The organism is Devosia sp., assembly GCF_036676215.1.
Lineage (GTDB): Bacteria > Pseudomonadota > Alphaproteobacteria > Rhizobiales > Devosiaceae > Devosia.
Window position 1 is genome coordinate 24,061 of the sequence record NZ_JAKFDJ010000045.1, and the last position, 20,963, is coordinate 45,023.

Here is a 20,963-nt window from a genome sequence, read left to right on the forward strand (position 1 = left end):
GGATTGCCAGCCCGCTGACAATTGGCTGCTGGAACGAGCGTCGACCCACGGTGCAACTGGGATCAGGCATGAGCTCGAACGACAAGTCGGCCGTAAGCGCCTCGCCCCGCGCCATGCGGGTGGTCATGGATGGCATTAGCGGGGAATTGCAGAGCTACTCGAACAGCAATCTGCAGATCGTCAAGCAGACCAAGCTGCTGGCAATCAATGCGATTATCGAGGCGGCGCGGGCCGGCGACGCCGGCAAGGGCTTTGCCGTGGTGGCCGACGAAGTACAGCGCCTGGCCGACCGAGCCGCCGACATCGCGGTGCGCTTTCAGGATGTGCTGGTGGGACGGATATCGCTGAGCCGCACCATGAGCGAGACGCTGGTTGACGAGATGGAAGGCGTGCGCCTGATCGACCTGGCGCAATCGCTGGTACAGCTGATCGTACGCAATCTCTATGAGCGGACGGCCGACGTGCGCTGGTGGGCGACCGATACCGCCTTGTGGCAGGCGCTGGACGAGGGGGCGGACGCCGATGCCGTCGCCTTTGCCGCCGAGCGGCTGGCGACCATCAACAAGTTCTACAGCGTCTATTGCGATCTGGTGCTGACCAATGCGCAGGGCCGGGTGGTGGCCAGTGCCAATCCGGCCCATGCCCGCACCCTCCTGGGGGCCGACTTTTCGCGCGAAGCCTGGTTCCGCGCGGCCCGCGGAACGGCCTCGGGCGATGACTATGCCGTGGGAGACGTGATGGAAAGCGCCCATCACGACCGGCAGGACGTGCTGGTCTATAGCACCGCGGTACGGGCCAATGGCCGCGCCAATGGGGCCGTGTTGGGCACGCTGGGCGTCTATTTCGACTGGCAGAACCAGGGGCAATCCATCGTCGAGACGGAGGCGGCGCTGCCGCCCAAGATCGCCGAGCGGACGGAGGTAATGCTGCTTGACGGCAAGGGCAAGGTGATTGCCTCGACCCGACCGGAGAGCCGATTCACCAGTTTCGACCTGCGCCACGAAGACCGCCAGCGCGGCAGCTATTACGACGGCAGCGGCAATATCATCGCCTTCGCGCGGACGCTGGGCTACCAGGAATATGACGGGTTGGGTTGGTGGGGCGTCGTCACGCAACGCACCGAGCAGGACGACAGTATCCGCCAAGCTCTGGGCATGGCGCACAGATAGCCCTCGCGCACCCTCACGCGGGGACCGCGCTGCGCCGCGGCTTGCCCGTGTCGCGGTGCCGACCGGCCGCCCTGACAAGGCGCCTGAAGGTGGGGCACTCCAGGTGTGATTTCGCCGGACAATCGGCGACGTGGTGCAGCGTGTCACGAAGCGCGCTCAACCGCCGGATTTGCCGGTCGATGTCGTTGGCTTTCTGGTGGAGGACCGGGCGCGGCAGCTCGGGTTGGCCGTTCTGGCCGAACATGCCTGAAATTTCATCGAGCGAGAAACCTGCGGACTTGCCCATCGAGATCAGGGCCAATTGCAGAAGCACATCGGGCGTGAACTGACGCCTGAGACCCTTTCGAGCGACTGATGAAATCAGCGCGATCTCCTCATAATAACGCAGCGCCGAGGGGCTTATCCCAGCCTTCTCCGAGACCTGTCCGATATCCAGCAATTTCATGCTTGACCTCAAGTTGGCTTGAATTCGTAGAGTGCCTTCTCGAACGGATCAAGGCAAGGAAAACAGCGGAATGGGCGCGACGAAATCACAACGGAACATGAGAGGGTACTGGCCGGCGTTGGTGCTGGCGCTCGCCATGCTGCTGGCATCGCTCGGCACCAGCATCGCAAACATCGCGCTGCCGGTGCTTTCGCGGGATCTGTCCGCACCGTTTCAAGCTGTGCAATGGGTTATCATCGCCTATCTGGCGGCCCTTACCATCTGCGCGGTGCTCGTGGGCCGGCTCGGTGACCGGTACGGGCTGAAGCCCATGCTGCTTGTCGGGCTCGGCCTCTTCACCACGGGGTCGCTGTTTTGTGGCCTGGCCGTCGATCTCGGCATGCTCGTGGGGGCAAGGATGCTGCAGGGCGTTGGGGCGGCCTTTCTCATGACCCTGACAATGGCCCTCGTGCGCGAAACGGCGGAGGAGAACCGCATGGGACGCGCGCTGGGCCTGCTCGGGACCATGTCGGCGTTGGGAACGGCGTTGGGGCCGGCAGTCGGCGGCCTGCTCATTTCGACCACCGGCTGGCGTGGCGTTTTCCTGGTCCTGGTTCCTCTTGGCCTGCTCACGCTCCTGCTAGCTGCTCGCATACTGCCCGCTGGAACAGGCGGAGCGGGCGCGGCGCCAGAGCGCGTCGGTTCCCTGCCTGGCACGGGACTGCGTCTGGGACTGCTGTCCAACTTCCTGGTGGCAGCAGTGATGATGACGACGCTTGTCGTCGGGCCGTTCTATCTTGGCCAGGGCCTGGGGCTGGGTGATCTGTCTATCGGACTGGTCATGACCGTCGGTCCGGTAATCTCGATCCTCAGCGGGGTTCCGTCGGGACATGCGGTCGATCTTTGGGGATCACGGCGTGCCATCGGGACTGGACTCGCCATGCTGGCTGTCGGAGCGTTCTCGCTGGCATTCCTGCCCCAGGCTTTCGGCATCTGGGGCTACGCGCTCGCCATTGTCGTGTTGACGCCGGGCTATCAGCTGTTCCAGGCGGCCAATAATGCCGCGGTCATGAGCGCGGTCGCCCCGGATCGGCGTGGCGTCGTGGCGGGGCTGCTCGGTCTGTCGCGGAATCTCGGACTGATCCTGGGTGCTTCGGCGATGGGGGCGGTGTTTGCGTTTGGCGCGGGGACGGGCAATTTCGAGCAAGCAACACCCGCCGCGATCGGGGACGGACTGCGCCTGACATTCATCGTTGCAGGCATTATGGCGGTCATCGCCCTATGCTTGTCGCGCAGGGCCAACCGGGCGGCAGGCGAGGCCAGTGGTCAAGCGGCAGGATCCACCGGATAGGCGACATAGGCCAACCTCTTGCTGTCGGGCGCCCAGGAATTGACGTTGATGGTGCCCTGACCGCCAAGGAAGCTGGCGAGGTTGAGCATGGGGCCGCCCTCCGGCGCCATCAGGCGCAGCAGCACATCCTTGTCGGCGGGATGGCCAGTGGTGCCCTGCGGATAGCTCAGCACCGAGACATGCCGGCCATCGGGCGAGAGGTGCGGGAACCAGTTCACATAGCTGTCGAAGGTCAACTGTTCGAGCGTGCTGCCGTCGGCGGCGTTCATGCGGAAAATCTGAGCATGGCCGGGGCGGCTCGCCGCCAGCTCCGAGTTGAAATAGATCCAGCGGCCATCGGGAGAATATTCCGGGCCGTCATTGGGCACGGAATGGTCGGTCAGCCGCGTGTCGGGCCCGCCGGCGGCGGGGATGGTGAAGACGTTGACCCGGCGCTCGTCATTGCGCTGTTCCACCGCGACATAGGCAAGCGTCGCGCCATCGGGTGAAATGCCATGCAGATAGTAATGGAAGCGCGTGCGGTGGGTGTTTGAGACGCGGCGCGGCGTGCCGCCGGTGAAGGGCACGGCATAGAGATGGCCGTCGTCGGAGCTGACATAGATGGTGCTGCCATCGGGCGACAGCACATGGTCATTGTTGAGATCGGCCAGCGGGTCGGTGTCGATCTGCTCGGGTTCACCACCGTCTGGGGCAATGCGAAACAGCCTGCCGCCGGCATTGAACACCAGCCAGCGGCCGTTCGCGCTCCAGTTGGGGGCCTCGATCACCTCGTCGGTCGCATAGACCAGCTGCTGGTTGCCAGCCAGATCGATGACGATCAGTTCGGAACGCTGGCCGGGCGCAAGCGAGCGGCCACGGCGCGGAAATATGGGGGGCATGGAGAACCTGAAAACGCGGGTGAGGCAGGGGAGCCTAGAGCACAATATTTCTCCCCGCCAGTCATCAGCCCCATGGCCTTGCCGTTTACGCGGCGACGGCGCCGCCGTCGCCAAAGCGCTGCACGAGATCCTGGGCCGCGGCCTCCAGTTGGGCCACCTCTTCTGCGCCAAAGGCCCGCGGTTCGTAGTCGAGAAGCGCCAGGGCGCCTATGCAGGTACCATCCGCCAATATCAGCGGGACGGCTGCGTAAAGGTCGATGCCGTTGGTTTGCAGGTAGGCATTGTCGCCCACCAGGGGATGGGGGGACTGCGAGTGGACGATCAGCGGCTGGCGCGTTTCGGCGACGATGCTGGTCAGGCGGAAGGCAGCCTCGTCTTCGGCGTGGCGATCATCAAGCAGCAGGTTGATCGTGGCGAAGGGGATGCCGAAGGTGTCGGCGATGTGCTCGATGGCCTGGCCGAGTGCGTCGTCGCCGCGGCCGGCCCCGGCAAAGGGCTCGGTCTTGCCGCTGGCGTGCAACTCGCTGATTTCAAGCTGGCGCAGGCTGGTCAGCGCGCCTTCGACTGCGTCGTCGATTGAGCGATAGACGGTGTCCACGTGCAGGGTCTCGGTGGATTCCTGCGCGCTCAATTCGTGCAGGGCGCAGACAATGACGCGCGTGTCGGGGGCCATCCGGCCGATGCGGCGCGCGACATAGCGTGCCTGGGCCCGGATATCGTCGCCCATGAAGACCAGCATCACGGCCTCGACGCCGTCGAGATCGAGACGACCGATCGCCTCCTGCCGGACTGCCACCGGCGGCAGCACCCGGCTGGTGATGCCTTCATTGGCCAGGCGGATGCCCAGTAGCGTGGCGGCGCACTCGTCGATCTCGGTCCGGCCACCGATCAGCAGCAAGGTGCTGTGTTCAGGCCAGTCGACCTTGGCCACCTCGCCGATCAGGGCCTCGAACGACTGTACCAATTGGCGGCGTTGCGGCAGGGCCTCAGGGCCGTCAGCCAGCTCATTGCTGGCCAGGCGCAGCGCCGGCAGCATGACCTCGTCGAGGTAATGCTGGGTATCGTGCTCCTCGATATGATCTTCGGTCATCTCGATGGCGTCTTCCGTGTTACCCCGCAGCATGCGCTGGTAGAGCCGCTCGGGCGGCGACAGCACCGGCTCGCTGCCGAGCAGCGTATCGAGAAACTGGAACTGTGGCAGATGCCGCCCGATGACCACGAGACACACCGTCATGGGGGTGGCGAGGATCAGGCCGACCGGTCCCCACATGGTGGCCCAGAACATGGCCGAGAGCAGGATGGCGAGGGGCGATACGCCGGTGCTCGAACCATAGAGGCGGGGCTCGATGACATTGGCCGTGGTGAGGTCGAGCACGAGGAACAGGCCAACCGACAGCAGCAACATGTTCCAGCCGGGGTCGACGGCGAAGGCGAGCAGGAAGGGTACCACCGCGATGATCAGCGCGCCGACGAAGGGAATGTAGCGGAACAGGATGATCAAGAGGCCCCAGAGCACGGCGCTGGGCACGCCGATCAGCCACAGGCCGATGCCGAAAATGGTGCCGTAGGCAGTGTTCACGGCAAGCTGGATCAGCAGGTAACGTCCGACGCGCTCGCTGGCATCGGCGATAGCGATGTTGGTTTTCGAATAGCGGCCGGCGCTGACCAGGCGAATGAAGCGTTCCTGCAGGTCGCCGCGGCCCATCAGCAGGAAGATGAGGAAGACCGTCACGATGGCGACGGTAGCGACCGGGCCGATGATCGAGCCCAGCACCGAGCTCAATATGCCGAGCGGCCCGATCTCATTGGAGATGGTAACGGGGATGGGCGCGCCGGGTCGTGTCTCCTCGGCACCCGCCATCCGGTCGCTGAGGCCCGCAATGGCGGCATCGATCTGGTCGAGCAAGGTGTTGCTGCCGAACTGCTCCTGCAGGCCGGATATCTTGGCGGTGATGGTTTCCTGATAGCCCGGCAGTTCCGCGGCCAGCTTGACGACCTGGGTGCCGGCGATGAAGGCAAAGCCGGCCAGCGTGGCGAGCGCCAGTGCCACCGAGAGGATGACCGCCACCGGATCGGGCAGACGCAGCCGCCGATTGAACCAGGTTACCAGCGGCGCCAGGGCAAAGGCCAGCAGGATGGCCAGAACCAGCGGTACGAGTATTGCTGCGCCGAGATAGAGCAGGGCCGCCAGAAGCGCGAACGTCGCCACGCTCTCGAAAACGGGGCGGCGTGGAAGGTCTGACGGGAATGGCAGATGACGCTGAGGCAAGGCTGTAATCTCCCGGCCACAGGAAACGCGGCACTGGGGGAAAATGTTCCGGCTCGCCCGGCGTTGCGCGATTGCCCAATGTGGCAGGGTGCCCGTTGCCCCTGCGAGCCTCTTGGCCTACATAGACGGCCAAATCCACGGAAGTCTCGAAGAGGTCCGCAAGCCTATGGCTCGCCAGTTCATCTACCACATGCACGGAATGTCCAAAGCCTATGCCGGCGGCAAGAAGGTGTTGGACAATATCCATCTCTCCTTCTACCCCGACGCCAAGATTGGTGTCCTCGGTCCGAACGGCTCGGGTAAATCGACCCTGCTCAAGATCATGGCCGGCGTCGAGACCGAGTTCCAGGGCGAGGCCTGGGCCGACAAGGGTGCCAGGGTCGGCTATCTGTCGCAGGAGCCCGAGCTCGATCCGGCGCTCAACGTGCTGGGCAACGTCATGACCGGCGTCAAGGAAAAGAAGGCCATCGTCGATCGCTACAACGAACTGATGATGGACTATTCCGAAGAGACGGCCGATGAGGCCACGGCCCTCCAGGACAAGATCGACGCGGAGAATCTGTGGGATCTGGAATCGCAGGTTGAAGTGGCGATGGAAGCGCTCGGCTGCCCGCCGGCCGATGCCGATGTCACCAAGCTGTCGGGTGGCGAACGCCGCCGCGTGGCGCTTTGCGCGCTGCTGCTCAGCAAGCCCGATCTGCTGCTGCTGGACGAGCCCACCAACCATCTCGACGCCGAGACCACGGCGTGGCTCGAGCGCCATCTGCGCGAGTTCGAGGGCGCCGTGCTGATCATCACCCACGATCGCTACTTCCTCGACAATGTCACCGGCTGGATCCTCGAGCTCGATCGCGGTCGCGGCGTGGCTTACGAAGGCAATTATTCGGCCTATCTGGGCGCCAAGGCCAAGCGCTTTGCCCAGGAGAAGAGTGAGGACGCCGCTCGCGCCAAGGTGCTGGAGCGCGAAAAGGAATGGATGGGCCAGAGCCCGCAGGCGCGCCAGACCAAGTCCAAGGCTCGCCTCAAGGCCTATGACGAACTGGTCAAGATCAACGAAGCGCGGACCATGTCCGGCACGGCGCAGATCATCATTCCGGCCGGCGAACGGCTGGGCCACAATGTCATCGACGTCGAGGGGCTGTCCAAGTCCTATGGCGATCGCCTGCTGATCGACAATCTCAGCTTCAAGCTGCCCCCGGGTGGCATTGTTGGCATTATCGGGCCGAACGGCGCGGGCAAGACAACTTTGTTCAAGATGCTGACGGGGCAGGAAAAGCCGGACGGCGGCTCGGTCACGGTGGCCGAGAACGTGCATCTTGGTTACGTCGACCAGAGCCGCGACAGCCTCAACCCCAACAAGACCGTGTGGGAAGAAATCTCGGAAGGCGACGAGGTGCTGATGCTGGGCAAGCGCGAGGTCAATTCGCGCGCCTATACGTCCTCGTTCAACTTCAAGGGTGGCGATCAGCAGCAGAAGGTGGGCAATCTTTCGGGCGGACAGCGCAACCGCGTGCACTTGGCCAAGATGCTCAAGAGCGGCGCCAATGTGCTGCTGCTCGACGAGCCGACCAACGATCTCGACACCGAAACCCTCGCCGCGCTCGAAGAGGCGCTGGAGGAATTCGCCGGCTGCGCCGTGATCATCAGCCACGATCGCATGTTCCTCGACCGGCTGGCCACGCATATGCTGGCCTTTGAGGGCGACAGCCATGTGGAATGGTTCGAAGGCAACTTCGCCGACTATGAGGCGGACAAGATCCGACGGCTCGGTGCCGACGCGGTGAACCCGAAGCGCGCTACGTATAAGCCGCTGACGCGGTAGCAATATTGGAGGGCCGGCGGCGCAGCCGCCGGCCTTTCTGTTAACGAGCGCAGTCGATCTATGCCCCGAGAATAGTGCGGGATGGACAAAACTGTGCGACATAGACTTATCGATTGTGATGACTGCCGGGCGGACGCCAATGGTCCACCCGTTGCTGTGGGGGCAAAATGAGATTTCTGACAGCGACCCTGATCTGGGCCGCGATGGTGGTAGCCGCAGCGGCGGCGCCGGGGCAGTGTTCGGTGACGGGGTATGACAGCTTCGATTGCGACGTGGCGCTGGATGGCGGCGGGTTGACGTTCGAATTGCCCGATGGCGCTATTTTTGCCTTCGCGGTGATCGAGGATGGCATGGGCGAGGGCTATGTGATCGCCGCGGACGCCGCGCCGGGGCAGCCGCCGCAGGTGTTGCGCGACCTCCGCCCGGTGGACGGGCAGCCGGGATGCTGGGCGCGCGATGCGGACTATCAGTTCTGCGTGCTGCTCGAGCAATAGGAGGCTTTCGATGAAGGTCTTGATGGGAGCAGGCCTTGCGGCGCTGCTGCTGACCACGGGCGCGTCCGCCAAGGATGCGCTGTGCGAAACCACCGATGATCTGGCTTATCCCTGCACGTTCGAAGTGCTGGACGATGCCGGGAGTTTCGAAATTTCCTCGGAGGGCATGCCGACCTATCAGGTATGGGTGGACTCGCCCGGCATGGCCACGGTCGGCGCGGTCTTTGAGCCGGGCGGGCGCTCGGTGGCGCTGCCTGGACCCTATCGCCGGTCCGAAGAAGATGGCGCCTGCTGGGTGAGCGACGCCACCGGGACCCAGATCTGCGCATGGTAGGCCAGGCATTTTCCGTCGATGTGGGCCAGGCACGATTGGCCGGGCTGCACGCGGGCGAGGGCCTGCCGGTGGTGTTCCTGCATGCCGGGGTCTGCGACAAGCGGATGTGGGACGACCAGATGGCGGCGGTCGCCGAAGAGGGCTGGCAGGCCATCGCCTATGACCGGCGCGGCTATGGCGAGACGGTGAGCGCGGACGAGGCATTCAACCATGTCGACGATCTCGAAGCGGTGCTCAAGGCGCTCGATATTCATGCCGCGGTATTTGTCGGCTGCTCGATGGGCGGTGGGCTGGCCGTGGACTTTGCCCTGCGCCATCCGGGCCGGGTGATCGGGCTGGTGCTGATCGGTACCTCGGTGACCGGGGCGCCGTGGAGCGCCACCGATGCCGAGAGCCAGATCGAGGCGGCCGAAGAGGACGCCTATGAGCGCGGCGATCTCGACATGCTCAACCGCGTGCAGGCGCATGAATGGCTCGACGGCCCGCGCGCGCAAAGCGGTCGGGTGGGCGGGGTGGCGCGCGAACTGTTCATGGACATGAATGCCATCGTGCTGGCCAAGCCGGCGCTGACTCTGGAAGAGCGTCGGCCGAGCGCCTGGGCGCGCGTGGCCGAGGTTGGGGCGCCGACACTGCTGCTTGTGGGCGATGAGGATTTCACCGCGCTGATCGACCGGCACGAGCATCTGTCCGAGGAAATGCCCAATGCCTTTGCGGCGGTACTGGAGGGCGTGGCGCATATTCCCAGTATCGAGCGGCCGGAACTGGTCAACTCCATGCTGCTGGAATTTCTCGATGCCATCGAGGGTGGCGACGACGAGGAAAATATCGATGATACAGAGGATTAGGGCTGGGCGCTGGGCGGCGCGACGGTCGTGCTCGCGGACTGATTCAACGCGTTAAGTAAGTGATTCAAGGCATTGAAGGGCCGATTCAACTTGTTGGAAAGTTGAATCGGCTTTTGTCGTTACGGCGTTGGAAAATAATCGCAATTGTCTCCATTCCCCTCAGCACGGGGCTACTGCTACGGGCGACCGCCAACCTAAGCCGCGATGATGCCGTCGAGGTGCTGGTCGAGCTCTGCGGTGGGCAGATTGGTCAGGTCCTTGTTGAGTTCGGCGATGATGGCCTTCTTGACTGCCGCAGACACGGCCTTGCGGATTTCACCCAGCGCGTCCGGGCCGGCGGCAATCACCAGACGGTCGAAATCACCCTGCTGCTGATGGCGATCGAGGACGGCGGCCAGCGACTTGAGGAATTCGGTTTCGCGATGTTCGACCGGATCGGTCCTGGGCTCCATGGCGCTGCGGCCATGGCCGACGGAGGAGTGGCTGCGGCCGGGCCTGTCGGAGACGATATCCTGTGCGGAGAACGCGCCGATGGTCCAATCAAGTCCTCTAACCTGCTTGAGCCCCTTGCCCGGACCGGTGTTTTCGAGGACACGCGCCTGCGTGCCATCGGCGATCAAAACCCAGGTGACGGTCTTTTTCATGAGTGAGCTCCTGCTGGTTTGGTCGAAAGGTGGGAGCGCCGGAGGCGGCGCCACTCGATCAACGCCCTCGTGGACGAAAGGTTGGCCTTTCCCATCAGCTTTGCAAGGCCGCCGGATCACAAACTCTGATTGGCGGCGCGGCGGGCACCCTGATATCAGGCAGCTTTCAGGCACCTCATCTGGGGGTGCGGAGTTTTCAATGTCCCTTCCCGAATCCGCCCCGGAGGCCATCGCGCCGCCTGTCGTGGCCGCTCCATCCCATCCTGCCGGCACCGATGCGCGCAATGGCGTACTGGCGGCGCTGGCAGCCTATTTGTTGTGGGGCTTCCTGCCACTGCTGTTCAAGCAGGTTGAAGCGGCCGGCTCAGCGCTGATCGTGGCCGAGCGTACCGTGTGGTCGCTGGTGCTGCTGGCGGTGATCCTGAGGTTCTCTGGTGGCTTTGGCGATGTACGGGCGCTGTTCGCCGATCGGCGACGGGCGCTGGGCACGCTGCTGTCGGCGGTGCTGCTGGCCGGCAACTGGCTGCTCTATGTCTGGGCGGTAGAAACCGGACAGGTGCTGGAAGCCAGCTTCGGCTATTTCATCAACCCGCTGGTCAATGTGCTGATGGGCATGATCCTGTTGGGTGAGCGGCAGAACCGGCTGCAGACCGTTTCGATCCTCATCGCCGCCATAGCCATCGCCATCCAGGCCATTGCGCTGGGCACCATTCCCTTCATCGCGCTGGGCCTGGCGCTGTCATTCGGGTTCTATGGTTATTTCCGCAAGACGGCTCAGCTGGGGCCCGCCACGGGCCTGTTTGCCGAGACGGCGATGATGACGCCGGTGGCGCTGGCCTTTGTCGGCTATACGCTGATTACCTCAGGCCCCGGCGTGCATGCCGACCCGTACCTGATGACGTGGCTGGTGCTCACCGGCCCGGCGACGGCCATTCCGCTGCTGCTGTTCGCCTTTGCCGTCCGGCGACTGCGGCTGACCACCATCGGGATGTTCCAATATATCGCGCCGTCGATCCAGTTCCTGCTGGCGATCCTGGTGTTCGGCGAGCACCTCAACGGGCTGCGCCTGCTCAGCTTCGGGCTGATCTGGATTTCATTGATGGTGTTCAGCTATGACAGCTTCCGCAGGCGGGGGCGTGTGGCCGCAGCCTGAACTTGTGGTCAGGAGGCGGATTCTGCCCGCCTCCTGACACTGCGGCTATTTACTTGACGGCAGCGTCCCAATGTTCGTCGGCTTTGCCATCCACGATCCTCCAGGTGTCGTACCAGGTGGTGGTGTAGGTCTTGGTGGGGTCCTGGGGCTCTTGCTCCACGCGCACCGTGGCGACGGTTACAAGATCGCCTTCGGCGGTAACGAAGACCACGGGTGTCTGCAGCTTTGCCGGAATGGGGGTGGGCTCGGTCTTGAGCACCTGGGTGAAGAAATTGACCACCGTATCGCGGCCGGAGGGCACGGCCGGATTGTGCTGGATGTACCGCTCCGTGAGCAATTCGTCCGCCAGATCCCAGTGATTGGCCTCCAGCAGGTCGCGCATGATGCGGTACACAACCTGTTTGTTGGCGTTGAGTTGCGGGTCGGTGCTGGTAAAGAGCGCCTCCTTGTCCTCCGCGGCTACCACGGCCTCCTGTGCGTGAACCATTGAGGTTATCGGGGCAGCCACGGTCAGCATGATGGCGAGTGCGGCTCGCGTAAGCTTGTTTTGCATGGTGGGTATCCTTTGTGACGCATGTCATCGTGCCGGAGCGCATGCCCACAGCGCTGCGCAAATAGGCAGCGGCCCGATGAGCGGCAAGGAGGAACCCGGCGGGGCCATAGATACCCTCAGGTGACTGCCAGATCGGGTGTATGGCTGCGGCGCGTGGCCCGGATGACGCCGACCATCTTCTCGAAGGTTGTGCCGAACGGGGTCGCCTCGCGCCAGACCAATGACAGCACGCGACCCGCGCCGGGTGAGCCCAGCGGGTGAATGGCGATGCGGGGGTCGGTGGCTTCCTTGCGCAGCGCGATCTGCGGCAGCAGGGTGACCCCCTGACCATTGGCGACGAATTCCACAATGGTCGAGAGCGAGGTGGCGGCGAAGGTGCGGGACGAGGGATCGCCGTCGAGCCGGCAGGCGGCAATGGTCTGGTCGCGAAAGCAGTGCCCTTCATCAAGCAACAGGATGCGCTCCGGGTGCAACGCGGCCAGCGTCACGGGCCCTTCAGGGAATTCGGCGGCGCTGGTGGCCAGCATGAAGGGGTCATCGAATAGTGGCGCGCTGACCAGGCGCGGACCATCATTGGGGGCCTCGGTGCCGATCAGCGCGATATCGATGCTTCCATCGCCAAGCCCGACGATCAGCGCATCGGTGCGGTTTTCGCTGATGGTGAATTCCAGCGTCGGAAAATTGGCGGTAAGCGCGGGAAAAATCTGCGGCAGCAGGTAAGGGGCCACGGTGGGAATCAGACCGAAGCGGAGCGGGCGGCCCGGCTGGCCGGTATGACCGCGGGCGAAGGCGGAAAGAGTGTCGGCCAGCTCGACGACCTCCCTGGCCCGCCGGATGAATTCACCACCAAACGGGGTCAGTTGCGCGCCGGACTTGAGGCGATCGAACAGGGGCATGCCGCATTGGGCCTCGAGCGCCAGGATCTGTTGCGACAAAGCGGGCTGGGTCACCGAGCAATCCTGGGCTGCCTGGCCAAAATGCCCCGTCCGCGCCACTGCCACGGCATAGCGCATCTGCTTCAGCGAGATTTCCATGATAAGTAAATCCTATTGATGCCCGAGGAATTATCGATTGGTCTAATCGATATGGGCTTTCTATAGAAGCTGTGAGAAGCAATAGGAGCACCAAAATGGACGAAAAGCTAAACGCCGAAGCGCAGGGCGCACCCGCGGAAGGCAAGTGTCCTGTGAACCATGGTGGCGGCAAGAGCCGCGGGAACCGCGATTGGTGGCCCAAGCAGCTCGACCTGCAGATGCTGCATCGCAATTCGAGCCTGTCCGATCCGATGGATGCCGATTTCAGCTACGCCGAGGCGTTCAAGACGCTCGACCTGGAAGCGGTGAAGCGGGACCTCCGTGCGCTGATGACCGATTCGCAGGATTGGTGGCCGGCCGATTTCGGGCACTATGGCGGGCTCTTCATCCGCATGGCCTGGCACAGCGCCGGCACCTATCGCATTACCGACGGCCGGGGTGGCGCGGGGCAGGGGCAGCAGCGCTTCGCGCCGCTCAATTCCTGGCCGGACAATGCCAGCCTCGACAAGGCCCGCCGGCTGGTCTGGCCGATCAAGCAGAAATACGGCAACAAGATTTCCTGGGCGGATCTGATGATCCTGACCGGCAATGTCGCGCTGGAATCCATGGGCTTCAAGACCTTCGGCTTTGCCGGCGGCCGCGCCGATGTGTGGGAGCCCGAAGAGCTGTTCTGGGGCCCCGAAGGCACCTGGCTGGGCGACGAGCGCTATAGTGGCGAGCGGGAGCTGTCCGAGCCGCTGGGCGCGGTGCAGATGGGTCTCATCTATGTCAATCCCGAAGGGCCGAGCGGCAATCCGGATCCGGTGGCGGCGGCGCGCGACATTCGCGAGACCTTCCGCCGCATGGCGATGAATGACGAGGAAACGGTGGCGTTGATCGCCGGCGGCCACACATTCGGCAAGACGCATGGCGCGGGCGATCCGTCGCTGATCGCGGCCGAGCCGGAAGGCGCCGATCTCGAAGACCAGGGCCTGGGTTGGAAGAGCAAGTTCGGCACCGGCGTCGGCGCCGATGCGATCACCTCGGGCCTCGAAGTCACCTGGACGCAGACGCCGACGCGCTGGAGCAATTTCTTCTTCGAGAACCTGTTCAAGTACGAGTGGGAGCTGAGTGCCAGTCCCGCCGGCGCCAAGCAGTGGGTGGCCAAGACGACCGACGCCGTCATTCCCAACGCGTTCGACCCGACGCGGAAGCACTTGCCGACCATGCTCACCACGGACCTGTCGCTGCGCTTCGACCCGGCATATGAGAAGATTTCCCGCCGGTTCCTGGAAAATCCCGATCAGTTCGCCGATGCTTTCGCGCGCGCCTGGTTCAAGCTGACCCATCGCGACATGGGTCCCAAGGTTCGCTATCTCGGTCCCGAAGTGCCGGCGGAAGACCTGATCTGGCAGGACGTGATCCCGCCCGTCGACCATGCACTGGTGGGCGAGCAGGACATTGCCCAGCTCAAGCAGAAGATCGGTGCCTCGGGCCTATCCGTATCGGAGCTGGTTTCGACCGCCTGGGCCTCGGCCTCGAGCTTCCGCGGCTCGGACAAGCGCGGCGGTGCCAATGGCGCGCGCATTCGCCTTGCGCCGCAGAAGGACTGGGAGGTCAACCAGCCGACCCAGCTCGCCAGGGTGCTGGCGACGCTGGAGGCGATCCAGCAGGATTTCCAGGCTGGTGGCAAGAAGGTGTCGCTGGCCGATCTCATCGTGCTGGCCGGTGGCGTTGGCATCGAGAAGGCCGCGGCAGCTGCCGGGCGGAACGTGACGGTGCCGTTTACGCCGGGCCGCATGGATGCCTCTGCAGAGCAGACCGATGCCGCATCCTTCGCTGCGCTCGAACCGCGCGCCGATGGATTCCGCAACTATCTCAGCGGCCGCCAGTTCATGCAGCCCGAAGAGGCGCTGATCGACCGGGCGCAACTGCTGCGTCTGACCGGTCCGGAAATGACGGTGCTGGTCGGTGGCCTGCGCGTGCTCAAGGTGGGCGTCAACAACCACGGCATCTTCACCGATCGGCCGGGAACGCTGACCAACGACTTCTTCCTCAACCTGCTGGACATGGCCACCCAATGGGCACCCAAGGCAGGGGAAGAGGGCGTCTATGAGGGACGCGACCGCAAGACCGGGGCGATCCGCTGGACCGGTACGCGCGTCGATCTGATCTTCGGCTCGCATTCGCAATTGCGTGCGCTGGCTGAAATCTACGGCCAGTCCGACTCGACGGGCAAGTTCGTGCAGGATTTCGTTTCTGCCTGGGTGAAGGTGATGAACGCGGATCGGTTCGACCTGCGCTAGGGTCCCCGACAAGATCGGCTATGAAGGCCCCGCCACCACCATGGCGGGGCCTTTGCTTTGCCGGGCCCGACCTTCGTTAAAACTTGAATCAATTGCCCGCCTTTGCCTTCAGCCTGCGCAAGAAGGTCCCCATGCATCCTCGGGGTTCCTAGTACGGCAGAAGCCGGGAGTATGCGAATGAGCGAGCTTGACGAAGGCCTACGGGCGTTTTCGAGTTTTCGCGTATTGAATGGTGAGGACAACCATTCCGAACGCGAGCAGTTGTTCCGGAACATGGCACAGCTCTTCAGCTATGTGTCAGACCGGTGCGACGATGAGCAAGTCGCTCAATATGACGAGGTGCTGTGCCAGTTGGCGGCGCTGGTCGAGGTCGAGGCGCGGGTGCATGTCGCCAAGCTTCTGGCGCCACTCGAGCGAGCGCCTGGCACCGTCGTGGTCAAGCTCGCCAATGACGTCATCGAAGTGGCCAAGCCACTGCTCGAATTTTCCAACGTCCTGTCCGATGACGATCTGATCGACATCATCGCGAGCCAGAGCGAAGAGCATCGTCTTGCCATCGCCGGCCGCACCAATGTGCCCGAGCGGGTCGGCGAGGCGATCGTCGAGCATGGGGACCGCTCCTCGGTGGTTCGCCTGGTGCGCAATGCCAATGCCGAGTTCGACAAGGCAACGCTGGAAAAGCTGGTGGAACGCGCGGCTCGGGATGCCGAGATTGCCGCCGATCTGCGCAATCGCCACGATATCGACTGGAAGTCGCTGCGCGGGGAAATCGACACGGTGGCCAGCAAGGTGCTGGAGACGCTGGGCGACGTCGAGCGGCGCCTCGATCCGGTGGCTGCCGGCAAGATCAATGCCGTCGTCTACAACCGCATGCGCAACCGCGCCGGCTTCTCGGCCACCGAGTGGAAGGTGGCGTATAATCAGGTCAAGGCGCTCAGTGACCGTAAGCAGCTCAACGATCGGGCGCTGGCCCGCTTCGCGCGCTTCGGCTATGGCCACCACGCGGCGGCTGCGCTCACTGTGATGCTGAGCGTCGCGCCCGAAGTGTTCGTCAAATGGCTGGCCAGCCAGGACTATGTGGCGATCACCGTTGCCCTCAAGGCGGCTAGCCTGCAGCCGGACATGTTCGAGGCCATCGTGGCGACGCTGCCGTGGCGCGACCTGCCTTCGGAGGCTGACAAGAAGATGGTGGTCAGCCGCTTCGAGGCCCTTGATATCGACGAGGCCCAGGGCATTTTCGAACTGTGGCGCGCCCATGCGTTTCGCAAGCGGGCGGTCAGCGAAGATCGCGGCCAGGTGGTGGCTTAGGCGCCAGCGCCAACATCCCTCTGGACCTCCACTTCAACTAGATATAAAGACATCTTTATATCTAGTGAGGAGCGATGGCGAAGCTCGACGAATTGGTGACAGTGCTGAAGGCGGCGGGTGAGGACACCCGACTGCGCCTCCTGGCATTGCTTGCCGATGGCGACCATTCGGTCAAGGACCTCACCGAGATTCTCAAGCAGAGCCAGCCGCGCGTATCGCGGCATCTTAAGCTCCTGGCCGATGCCGGGCTGATCGAGCGCAATGCCGAGGGCGCCTGGGCCTATTATGGCCTGGCACAGGATGGCGATGCAGCGGCCCTGGCGCAGTGGCTCATCACCCGCGTCGACGACACCGATATTGAACGCAGCCGTGATATCGAGCGGCAGCAGGCGGCGCGGACAAACCAGCAGGCGCGGGCCAGCGAGTATTTCGCCAAGGTCGCCGGCAGCTGGGATCTGCTCAAGACGCTGCACGTGCCCGAGGAGGCAGTGGAAGCGGCCGTGGTGGATGCGCTGGGCGGCCGGCGGGTCGAGACGCTCATCGATCTGGGGACCGGTACCGGCCGTATGCTCGAGGTGCTGGCCGACTCCTATCGGCGCGGCATCGGCATTGATTCGAGCCGCGAGATGCTGGCCGTGGCGCGTTCCAGGCTGGCCAGCGCGGGCATCAATCATGCTCAGGCACGGCTGGGCGATATCGGGGATGTCGATCTGACGGCCGGGCCAGCCGATGTCATCGTCGTCCACCAGGTGCTGCATTATTTCGACGATCCCGGCCGCATGCTGGCGCAGGCGCGACGCCTGCTCAAGCCGGGTGGCGAAATGATCATCGTCGATTTCGCCCCGCACGACCTCGAATTCCTGCGCAGCGAGCATGCCCATCGGCGGCTTGGCCTGTCGCAGTCGCAGATGAGCGGCTGGGCCGCGGCGGCAGGTCTCGTTGTCGAGGCTGTGCGCGAGTTTCCCAGCCAGAGCAGTGAACGCGGACTGACGGTTTGCCTGTGGCGCCTCAGCGACAAGACTTGAACGGATATACCTATGCTTGACGACAATCTCCGAGCCAGCCGCCAGACGGCGGGCCAGCGCCCAGAGCTGCAGATCTCCTTCGAGTTCTTTCCGCCCAAGACCGACGTCATGGAAGAAAAGTTCTGGGAGAGCGTGCACAAGCTGGCGCCGCTCAAGCCCCGCTTCGTTTCGGTGACCTACGGCGCCGGCGGTACGACCCGCGAGCGCACCTTGCGCATGGTCAGCCGCATCAAGGCCGAGACCGGCGTCGATGCCGCCGCGCATCTGACCTGTGTTGGCGCCACGCGTGACGAGGTCGACGCGGTGGTGCGCGGCTATCAGGCCGCCGGCATCAATCGCATCGTGGCGTTGCGCGGTGATCCGCCGGAGGGCGTGGGCCAGCCGTTCACCCCGCATCCCGAGGGCTACCAGAATGCGGCCGACCTCGTGGGTGGGCTGCGCCGGATCGGCGAATTCGATATTTCGGTCGCGGCCTATCCCGAAAAGCATCCGCAGAGTCCGGACTGGGCGACCGAGATCGACAATCTCAAGCGCAAGCTCGACGCGGGGGCCGAACGCGCCATCACCCAGATGTTCTTCTCGAACGGCGACTATCTGCGTTATGTCGAGCGTGCCCGTGCCGCCGGCATTACCGCGCCGATCGTGCCGGGCATCCAGCCGATCCACAGCTTCAAGCAGATTGCCAATTTTGCCTCGCGCTGCGGCACCTCGATCCCGGGCTGGCTGGCCGAGCGGTTCGAGGGGCTAGACGAGGAGCCCGAAACCCATGCATTGGTGGCTTCGGCCGTGGCGGCCGAGCAGGTGACCGAACTGCTGGACGAGGGCGTCACTGAGTTCCACATCTATACCCATAACCGTTCGCCGCTGGCGCTGGCACTGGCGCGCATCCTGGGGCGGCGCTCCGAGCCATAACCGGGGCCCGTCTCGACCGATATTAACCTTGTGTTAGCCATGTTCTGGTGCCATCAGCTCTCGGCCCGCGCGGCTGGGAGCTCAGAAGGCGTCATTCAGCTTCGGTTCAGCTTGCGGGTGGCATTGCTGGCAAAGTGCGCCATTCCATAAAATGGCCACGAAAATCCGGCTCCATTCGCCAAGAGGGCGGAGCAAACGGGACGTAGGAACCATGACAATCGACCGCCGTATCACCAATGGCCTGGCCTGGGCCGGTGTTCTTCTCGTCGTTGGCGTGCCCACGGCAGACCTGCTGTCGGCGCAGTTTTCCGGCCCGTCCGCCACCCTGGTGCGGGAGCAGGTTGCCGTCATCGAACCCGTTGCGCCGGTGCCGGCGCCGCTGAGCCAGCGGCCCGCCGCGCCGGTCGCCAAGCCGGCGGCTCAGGTAGCTGCGGTCTCGCCGGTCAAGCCGGCGACCGAGGTGGCCGTGGTCGCTCCGGCAAAGCCCACTGTGCCGGTGGCGAAACCCGCTGTGCGGCCTGCCGCCCAGACGGCTGATATTGTCGACAGTTTCCTGCAGTCGGGTAAACCGCTGCCCAGCTACATCACCGACCCCAACGCTCCCGCCGCGCCTGCGCAAGCGGCTGTGCGCACTCCGATCGTGACAACGCCGGCAGAGCCGGTTGCAGTCGATCCGGTGCAGGTGGCTTCCATTCCCCAGAAGGTAGCACCCGTGCCGATGCCGCTTGCCATGCGGCCCCGGCCAGTGGCTGCGCTGGCACCGGCCGATGTCATCCTTCCGCCCGGGCTGGTTCGCCCGCCGGCCAATATCACGGCCGACGAACTGGCCGACTGGGAAGCCGGCCCGCTCTCCGAATTCCTGGCGGCACGCCAGCGGCAGGGCCAGCCAGCGGCAATCGTCGATCCGGAGTACGATCCGGACGGCTTCTTTCTCGACCAGGGCCCCAACCCGCGGCGCCGCGATCGCGTCATTGGCTGGCAGGAAGAATCCTTCTCCTTCTTCGCCGAGTAGGGCAAGGCGGCTATGCGCCGTCGGTGATGGACCGCAGGTTCTGCAGTCGATAGCATGCGCGTCCTGATCGGGCAGCGAGCCTGCACGATTCCCTCAAGTGGCGCTGCCGGTTCGGAAAAGCATGCGCGAGCCTGAAGAGAAAACCGACATGTGGCAGCGATTGAGCGACTTCGTCGGCTCGTTCAGCCAGCGCACCGGCCTGGCTGGCTCGCTGTGCAATGCGCTCGACCCGGACACCTGGCTGCCCGGCGGCCGTGACGCCGCCTTTACCCTGGCGCTGATTGCCCTGGCCGCCAAGATGGCAGTGGCGGATGGCGTGGTGACCGCCTCCGAGGAGCGCGCCTTTCGCGCCACGGTGGAGATCGCCGCCGGCCACGAGGAGCAGGTGGCGCGGGTGTTCAACCTGGCCAAGCAGGATGTTGCCGGCTACGATTCCTATGCCCGCAAGGTGACGCGCTTCTTCCAGGACAGTCCCGATACACTTGAGCACGTGCTCGACAGCCTGTTCTACATCGCCACCGCCGACGGCATGGTGCATGAGGCCGAGCTCGACTATCTCAAATCGGTCAGCGACATTTTCGGCTTTGACGATGTGCGCTTCGAGCAGATGGCCAGCCAGCATGTGCGGCTTGAGGCCGGGGTCGACCCCTATATGGTGCTGGGCCTTGCCCCCAATGCGCCGCCCGACGAGATCCGCCGGGTCTATCGCAGCCTCGTCGCCGAGCATCACCCCGACCGGCTGATCGCCAAGGGCGTGCCCGAAGATCTGATCGATGTGGCGACGGCGCGGATGAAGGTGATCAACCTGGCCTATCAGGCTTTGACCAAGCCCAAGTCGATGCCGCTGCTGACGGCCGATCCCGCGAGCGCTTGACACCCATTCTGGCGTCGGGGGCCGGCGCGCAGATGGACGGAAGTTAATGATATCGCTGAGCAAATGAAACGATCTCGCAATGCTGGGGCAATGTTGGGAGCGCTAATTTCATGTCGTCAACAAGGAGACATCACATGAAAAAGCTCATCGCCGCCGCTCTCGCCTCTGCCGTACTGGTTGCCGCAGTGGCCCCTGCCTTCGCCGCTCCCGCTCAGAATTGCGCGTTCAAGGACGCGTCGCTTTGCGAGAAGTGGACCGATTCTCTGTCGCCCACGACCTAAGCCAGCTCGCGACCGGCCAGTGGGACGGTCGTACCGCTGATCGATGGGTCTCTGGACAAAAGTCCGGGGACCCTTCTGCTTTTGACGCGCCATGAGACGCGGCCGAGCCCATCGGCCCATCGCTCGAATGTCGACTTGACGCATTTGCCGCTCTCCCGCACAACAGCGCCAGCCAGTTGACCGGGTGGCCGCTGGCAGTGGGGTAACCTGCTGCTGGAGGAAAGTCCGGGCTCCATCGAAACACGGTGCCGGGTAACGCCCGGCGAGGGCGACCTCAGGGAAAGTGCCACAGAAAG

At 64.1% G+C, this 20,963-nt stretch carries 20 protein-coding genes; 14 read left to right on the forward strand and 6 right to left on the reverse strand.

Going from position 1 to position 20,963, the window contains the following annotated elements; genetic code table 11:
* Positions 1-68 precede the first annotated feature (68 nt).
* Positions 69-1,169: a methyl-accepting chemotaxis protein gene (locus tag V6M52_RS03870; protein ID WP_332685904.1), complete on the forward strand. Its 1,101-nt coding sequence runs from the start codon at positions 69-71 to the stop codon at positions 1,167-1,169.
* A 13-nt stretch (positions 1,170-1,182) separates the two neighbouring features.
* Here the strand turns inward: V6M52_RS03870 and V6M52_RS03875 are convergent, their stop codons facing one another.
* The gene (locus tag V6M52_RS03875) at positions 1,183-1,614 is read right to left on the reverse strand and encodes a helix-turn-helix domain-containing protein (RefSeq protein ID WP_332685906.1); all 432 of its coding nucleotides are present in this window, start codon (positions 1,612-1,614) and stop codon (positions 1,183-1,185) included.
* A gap of 70 nt (positions 1,615-1,684) precedes the next feature.
* On the opposite strand from V6M52_RS03875, the gene V6M52_RS03880 reads away from it, so the two are divergent.
* Positions 1,685-2,944: an MFS transporter gene (locus V6M52_RS03880; RefSeq protein WP_332699637.1), complete on the forward strand. Its 1,260-nt coding sequence runs from the start codon at positions 1,685-1,687 to the stop codon at positions 2,942-2,944.
* Here V6M52_RS03880 and V6M52_RS03885 read toward each other — a convergent pair.
* Positions 2,920-3,822, reverse strand: a complete 903-nt coding sequence (locus V6M52_RS03885) for a TolB family protein (RefSeq protein ID WP_332699640.1) — start codon at positions 3,820-3,822, stop codon at positions 2,920-2,922. The two genes, V6M52_RS03880 and V6M52_RS03885, sit on opposite strands and share 25 nt — an antisense overlap.
* Before the next feature lie 85 nt (positions 3,823-3,907).
* Positions 3,908-6,091, reverse strand: a complete 2,184-nt coding sequence (locus V6M52_RS03890; RefSeq protein ID WP_332699643.1) for an AI-2E family transporter — start codon at positions 6,089-6,091, stop codon at positions 3,908-3,910.
* A gap of 166 nt (positions 6,092-6,257) precedes the next feature.
* Between V6M52_RS03890 and ettA the strand changes: the two genes are divergently transcribed.
* The 4 genes from ettA (at position 6,258) to V6M52_RS03910 (ending at position 9,586) form a co-directional block, all read left to right on the forward strand.
* Entirely contained in the window at positions 6,258-7,913 is a 1,656-nt protein-coding gene (gene ettA, locus V6M52_RS03895; protein ID WP_332699645.1) for an energy-dependent translational throttle protein EttA, read from the forward strand.
* Positions 7,914-8,080: 167 nt separating this feature from the next.
* Positions 8,081-8,407 carry a hypothetical protein gene (locus tag V6M52_RS03900; RefSeq protein WP_332699647.1) on the forward strand — a complete coding sequence of 109 codons (327 nt, stop codon included), beginning with the start codon at positions 8,081-8,083 and terminating at the stop codon, positions 8,405-8,407.
* Positions 8,408-8,417: 10 nt separating this feature from the next.
* On the forward strand, positions 8,418-8,741 hold the full coding sequence (locus tag V6M52_RS03905) for a hypothetical protein (protein WP_332685918.1): 324 nt from the start codon (positions 8,418-8,420) through the stop codon (positions 8,739-8,741).
* Entirely contained in the window at positions 8,735-9,586 is an 852-nt protein-coding gene (locus V6M52_RS03910; RefSeq protein ID WP_332699649.1) for an alpha/beta fold hydrolase, read from the forward strand. Before V6M52_RS03905 ends, V6M52_RS03910 begins: the two co-directional genes overlap by 7 nt.
* Positions 9,587-9,780: 194 nt before the next feature.
* Here V6M52_RS03910 and V6M52_RS03915 read toward each other — a convergent pair whose 3' ends face one another.
* Positions 9,781-10,230, reverse strand: coding sequence for a host attachment protein (locus V6M52_RS03915; RefSeq protein ID WP_332685922.1), 450 nt, complete (start codon positions 10,228-10,230; stop codon positions 9,781-9,783).
* Positions 10,231-10,429: 199 nt separating this feature from the next.
* On the opposite strand from V6M52_RS03915, the gene rarD reads away from it, so the two are divergent.
* Entirely contained in the window at positions 10,430-11,383 is a 954-nt protein-coding gene (gene rarD, locus V6M52_RS03920) for an EamA family transporter RarD (protein WP_332699651.1), read from the forward strand.
* Positions 11,384-11,432: 49 nt separating this feature from the next.
* Here rarD and V6M52_RS03925 read toward each other — a convergent pair whose 3' ends face one another.
* Together V6M52_RS03925 and V6M52_RS03930 are read right to left on the reverse strand one after the other, a co-directional pair.
* Positions 11,433-11,936, reverse strand: a complete 504-nt coding sequence (locus V6M52_RS03925; protein ID WP_332685926.1) for a nuclear transport factor 2 family protein — start codon at positions 11,934-11,936, stop codon at positions 11,433-11,435.
* 116 nt (positions 11,937-12,052) lie between these two features.
* Positions 12,053-12,970 carry a hydrogen peroxide-inducible genes activator gene (locus V6M52_RS03930; RefSeq protein WP_332699653.1) on the reverse strand — a complete coding sequence of 306 codons (918 nt, stop codon included), beginning with the start codon at positions 12,968-12,970 and terminating at the stop codon, positions 12,053-12,055.
* Positions 12,971-13,065: 95 nt separating this feature from the next.
* Between V6M52_RS03930 and katG the strand changes: the two genes are divergently transcribed.
* The 7 genes from katG (at position 13,066) to V6M52_RS03965 (ending at position 20,667) form a co-directional block, all read left to right on the forward strand.
* Positions 13,066-15,255 (forward strand): catalase/peroxidase HPI, encoded by a 2,190-nt coding sequence (gene katG, locus V6M52_RS03935; protein ID WP_332699655.1) that lies wholly within the window; start codon positions 13,066-13,068, stop codon positions 15,253-15,255.
* 177 nt (positions 15,256-15,432) lie between these two features.
* Positions 15,433-16,563 (forward strand): DUF2336 domain-containing protein, encoded by a 1,131-nt coding sequence (locus V6M52_RS03940; protein ID WP_332687795.1) that lies wholly within the window; start codon positions 15,433-15,435, stop codon positions 16,561-16,563.
* Positions 16,564-16,637: 74 nt separating this feature from the next.
* Complete coding sequence (locus tag V6M52_RS03945) at positions 16,638-17,588, forward strand: ArsR/SmtB family transcription factor (protein WP_332687794.1); 951 nt, start codon at positions 16,638-16,640, stop codon at positions 17,586-17,588.
* A gap of 12 nt (positions 17,589-17,600) precedes the next feature.
* Positions 17,601-18,500 carry a methylenetetrahydrofolate reductase [NAD(P)H] gene (gene metF / locus V6M52_RS03950; RefSeq protein ID WP_332699657.1) on the forward strand — a complete coding sequence of 300 codons (900 nt, stop codon included), beginning with the start codon at positions 17,601-17,603 and terminating at the stop codon, positions 18,498-18,500.
* A 211-nt stretch (positions 18,501-18,711) separates the two neighbouring features.
* A complete protein-coding gene (locus tag V6M52_RS03955) occupies positions 18,712-19,512 on the forward strand; it encodes a hypothetical protein (RefSeq protein ID WP_332699659.1) in 801 nt (266 codons plus the stop codon).
* A gap of 121 nt (positions 19,513-19,633) precedes the next feature.
* Entirely contained in the window at positions 19,634-20,386 is a 753-nt protein-coding gene (locus tag V6M52_RS03960) for a molecular chaperone DjiA (RefSeq protein WP_332699661.1), read from the forward strand.
* Between the two features lie 134 nt (positions 20,387-20,520).
* Complete coding sequence (locus V6M52_RS03965) at positions 20,521-20,667, forward strand: hypothetical protein (protein ID WP_332699663.1); 147 nt, start codon at positions 20,521-20,523, stop codon at positions 20,665-20,667.
* Positions 20,668-20,963: the final 296 nt, after the last annotated feature.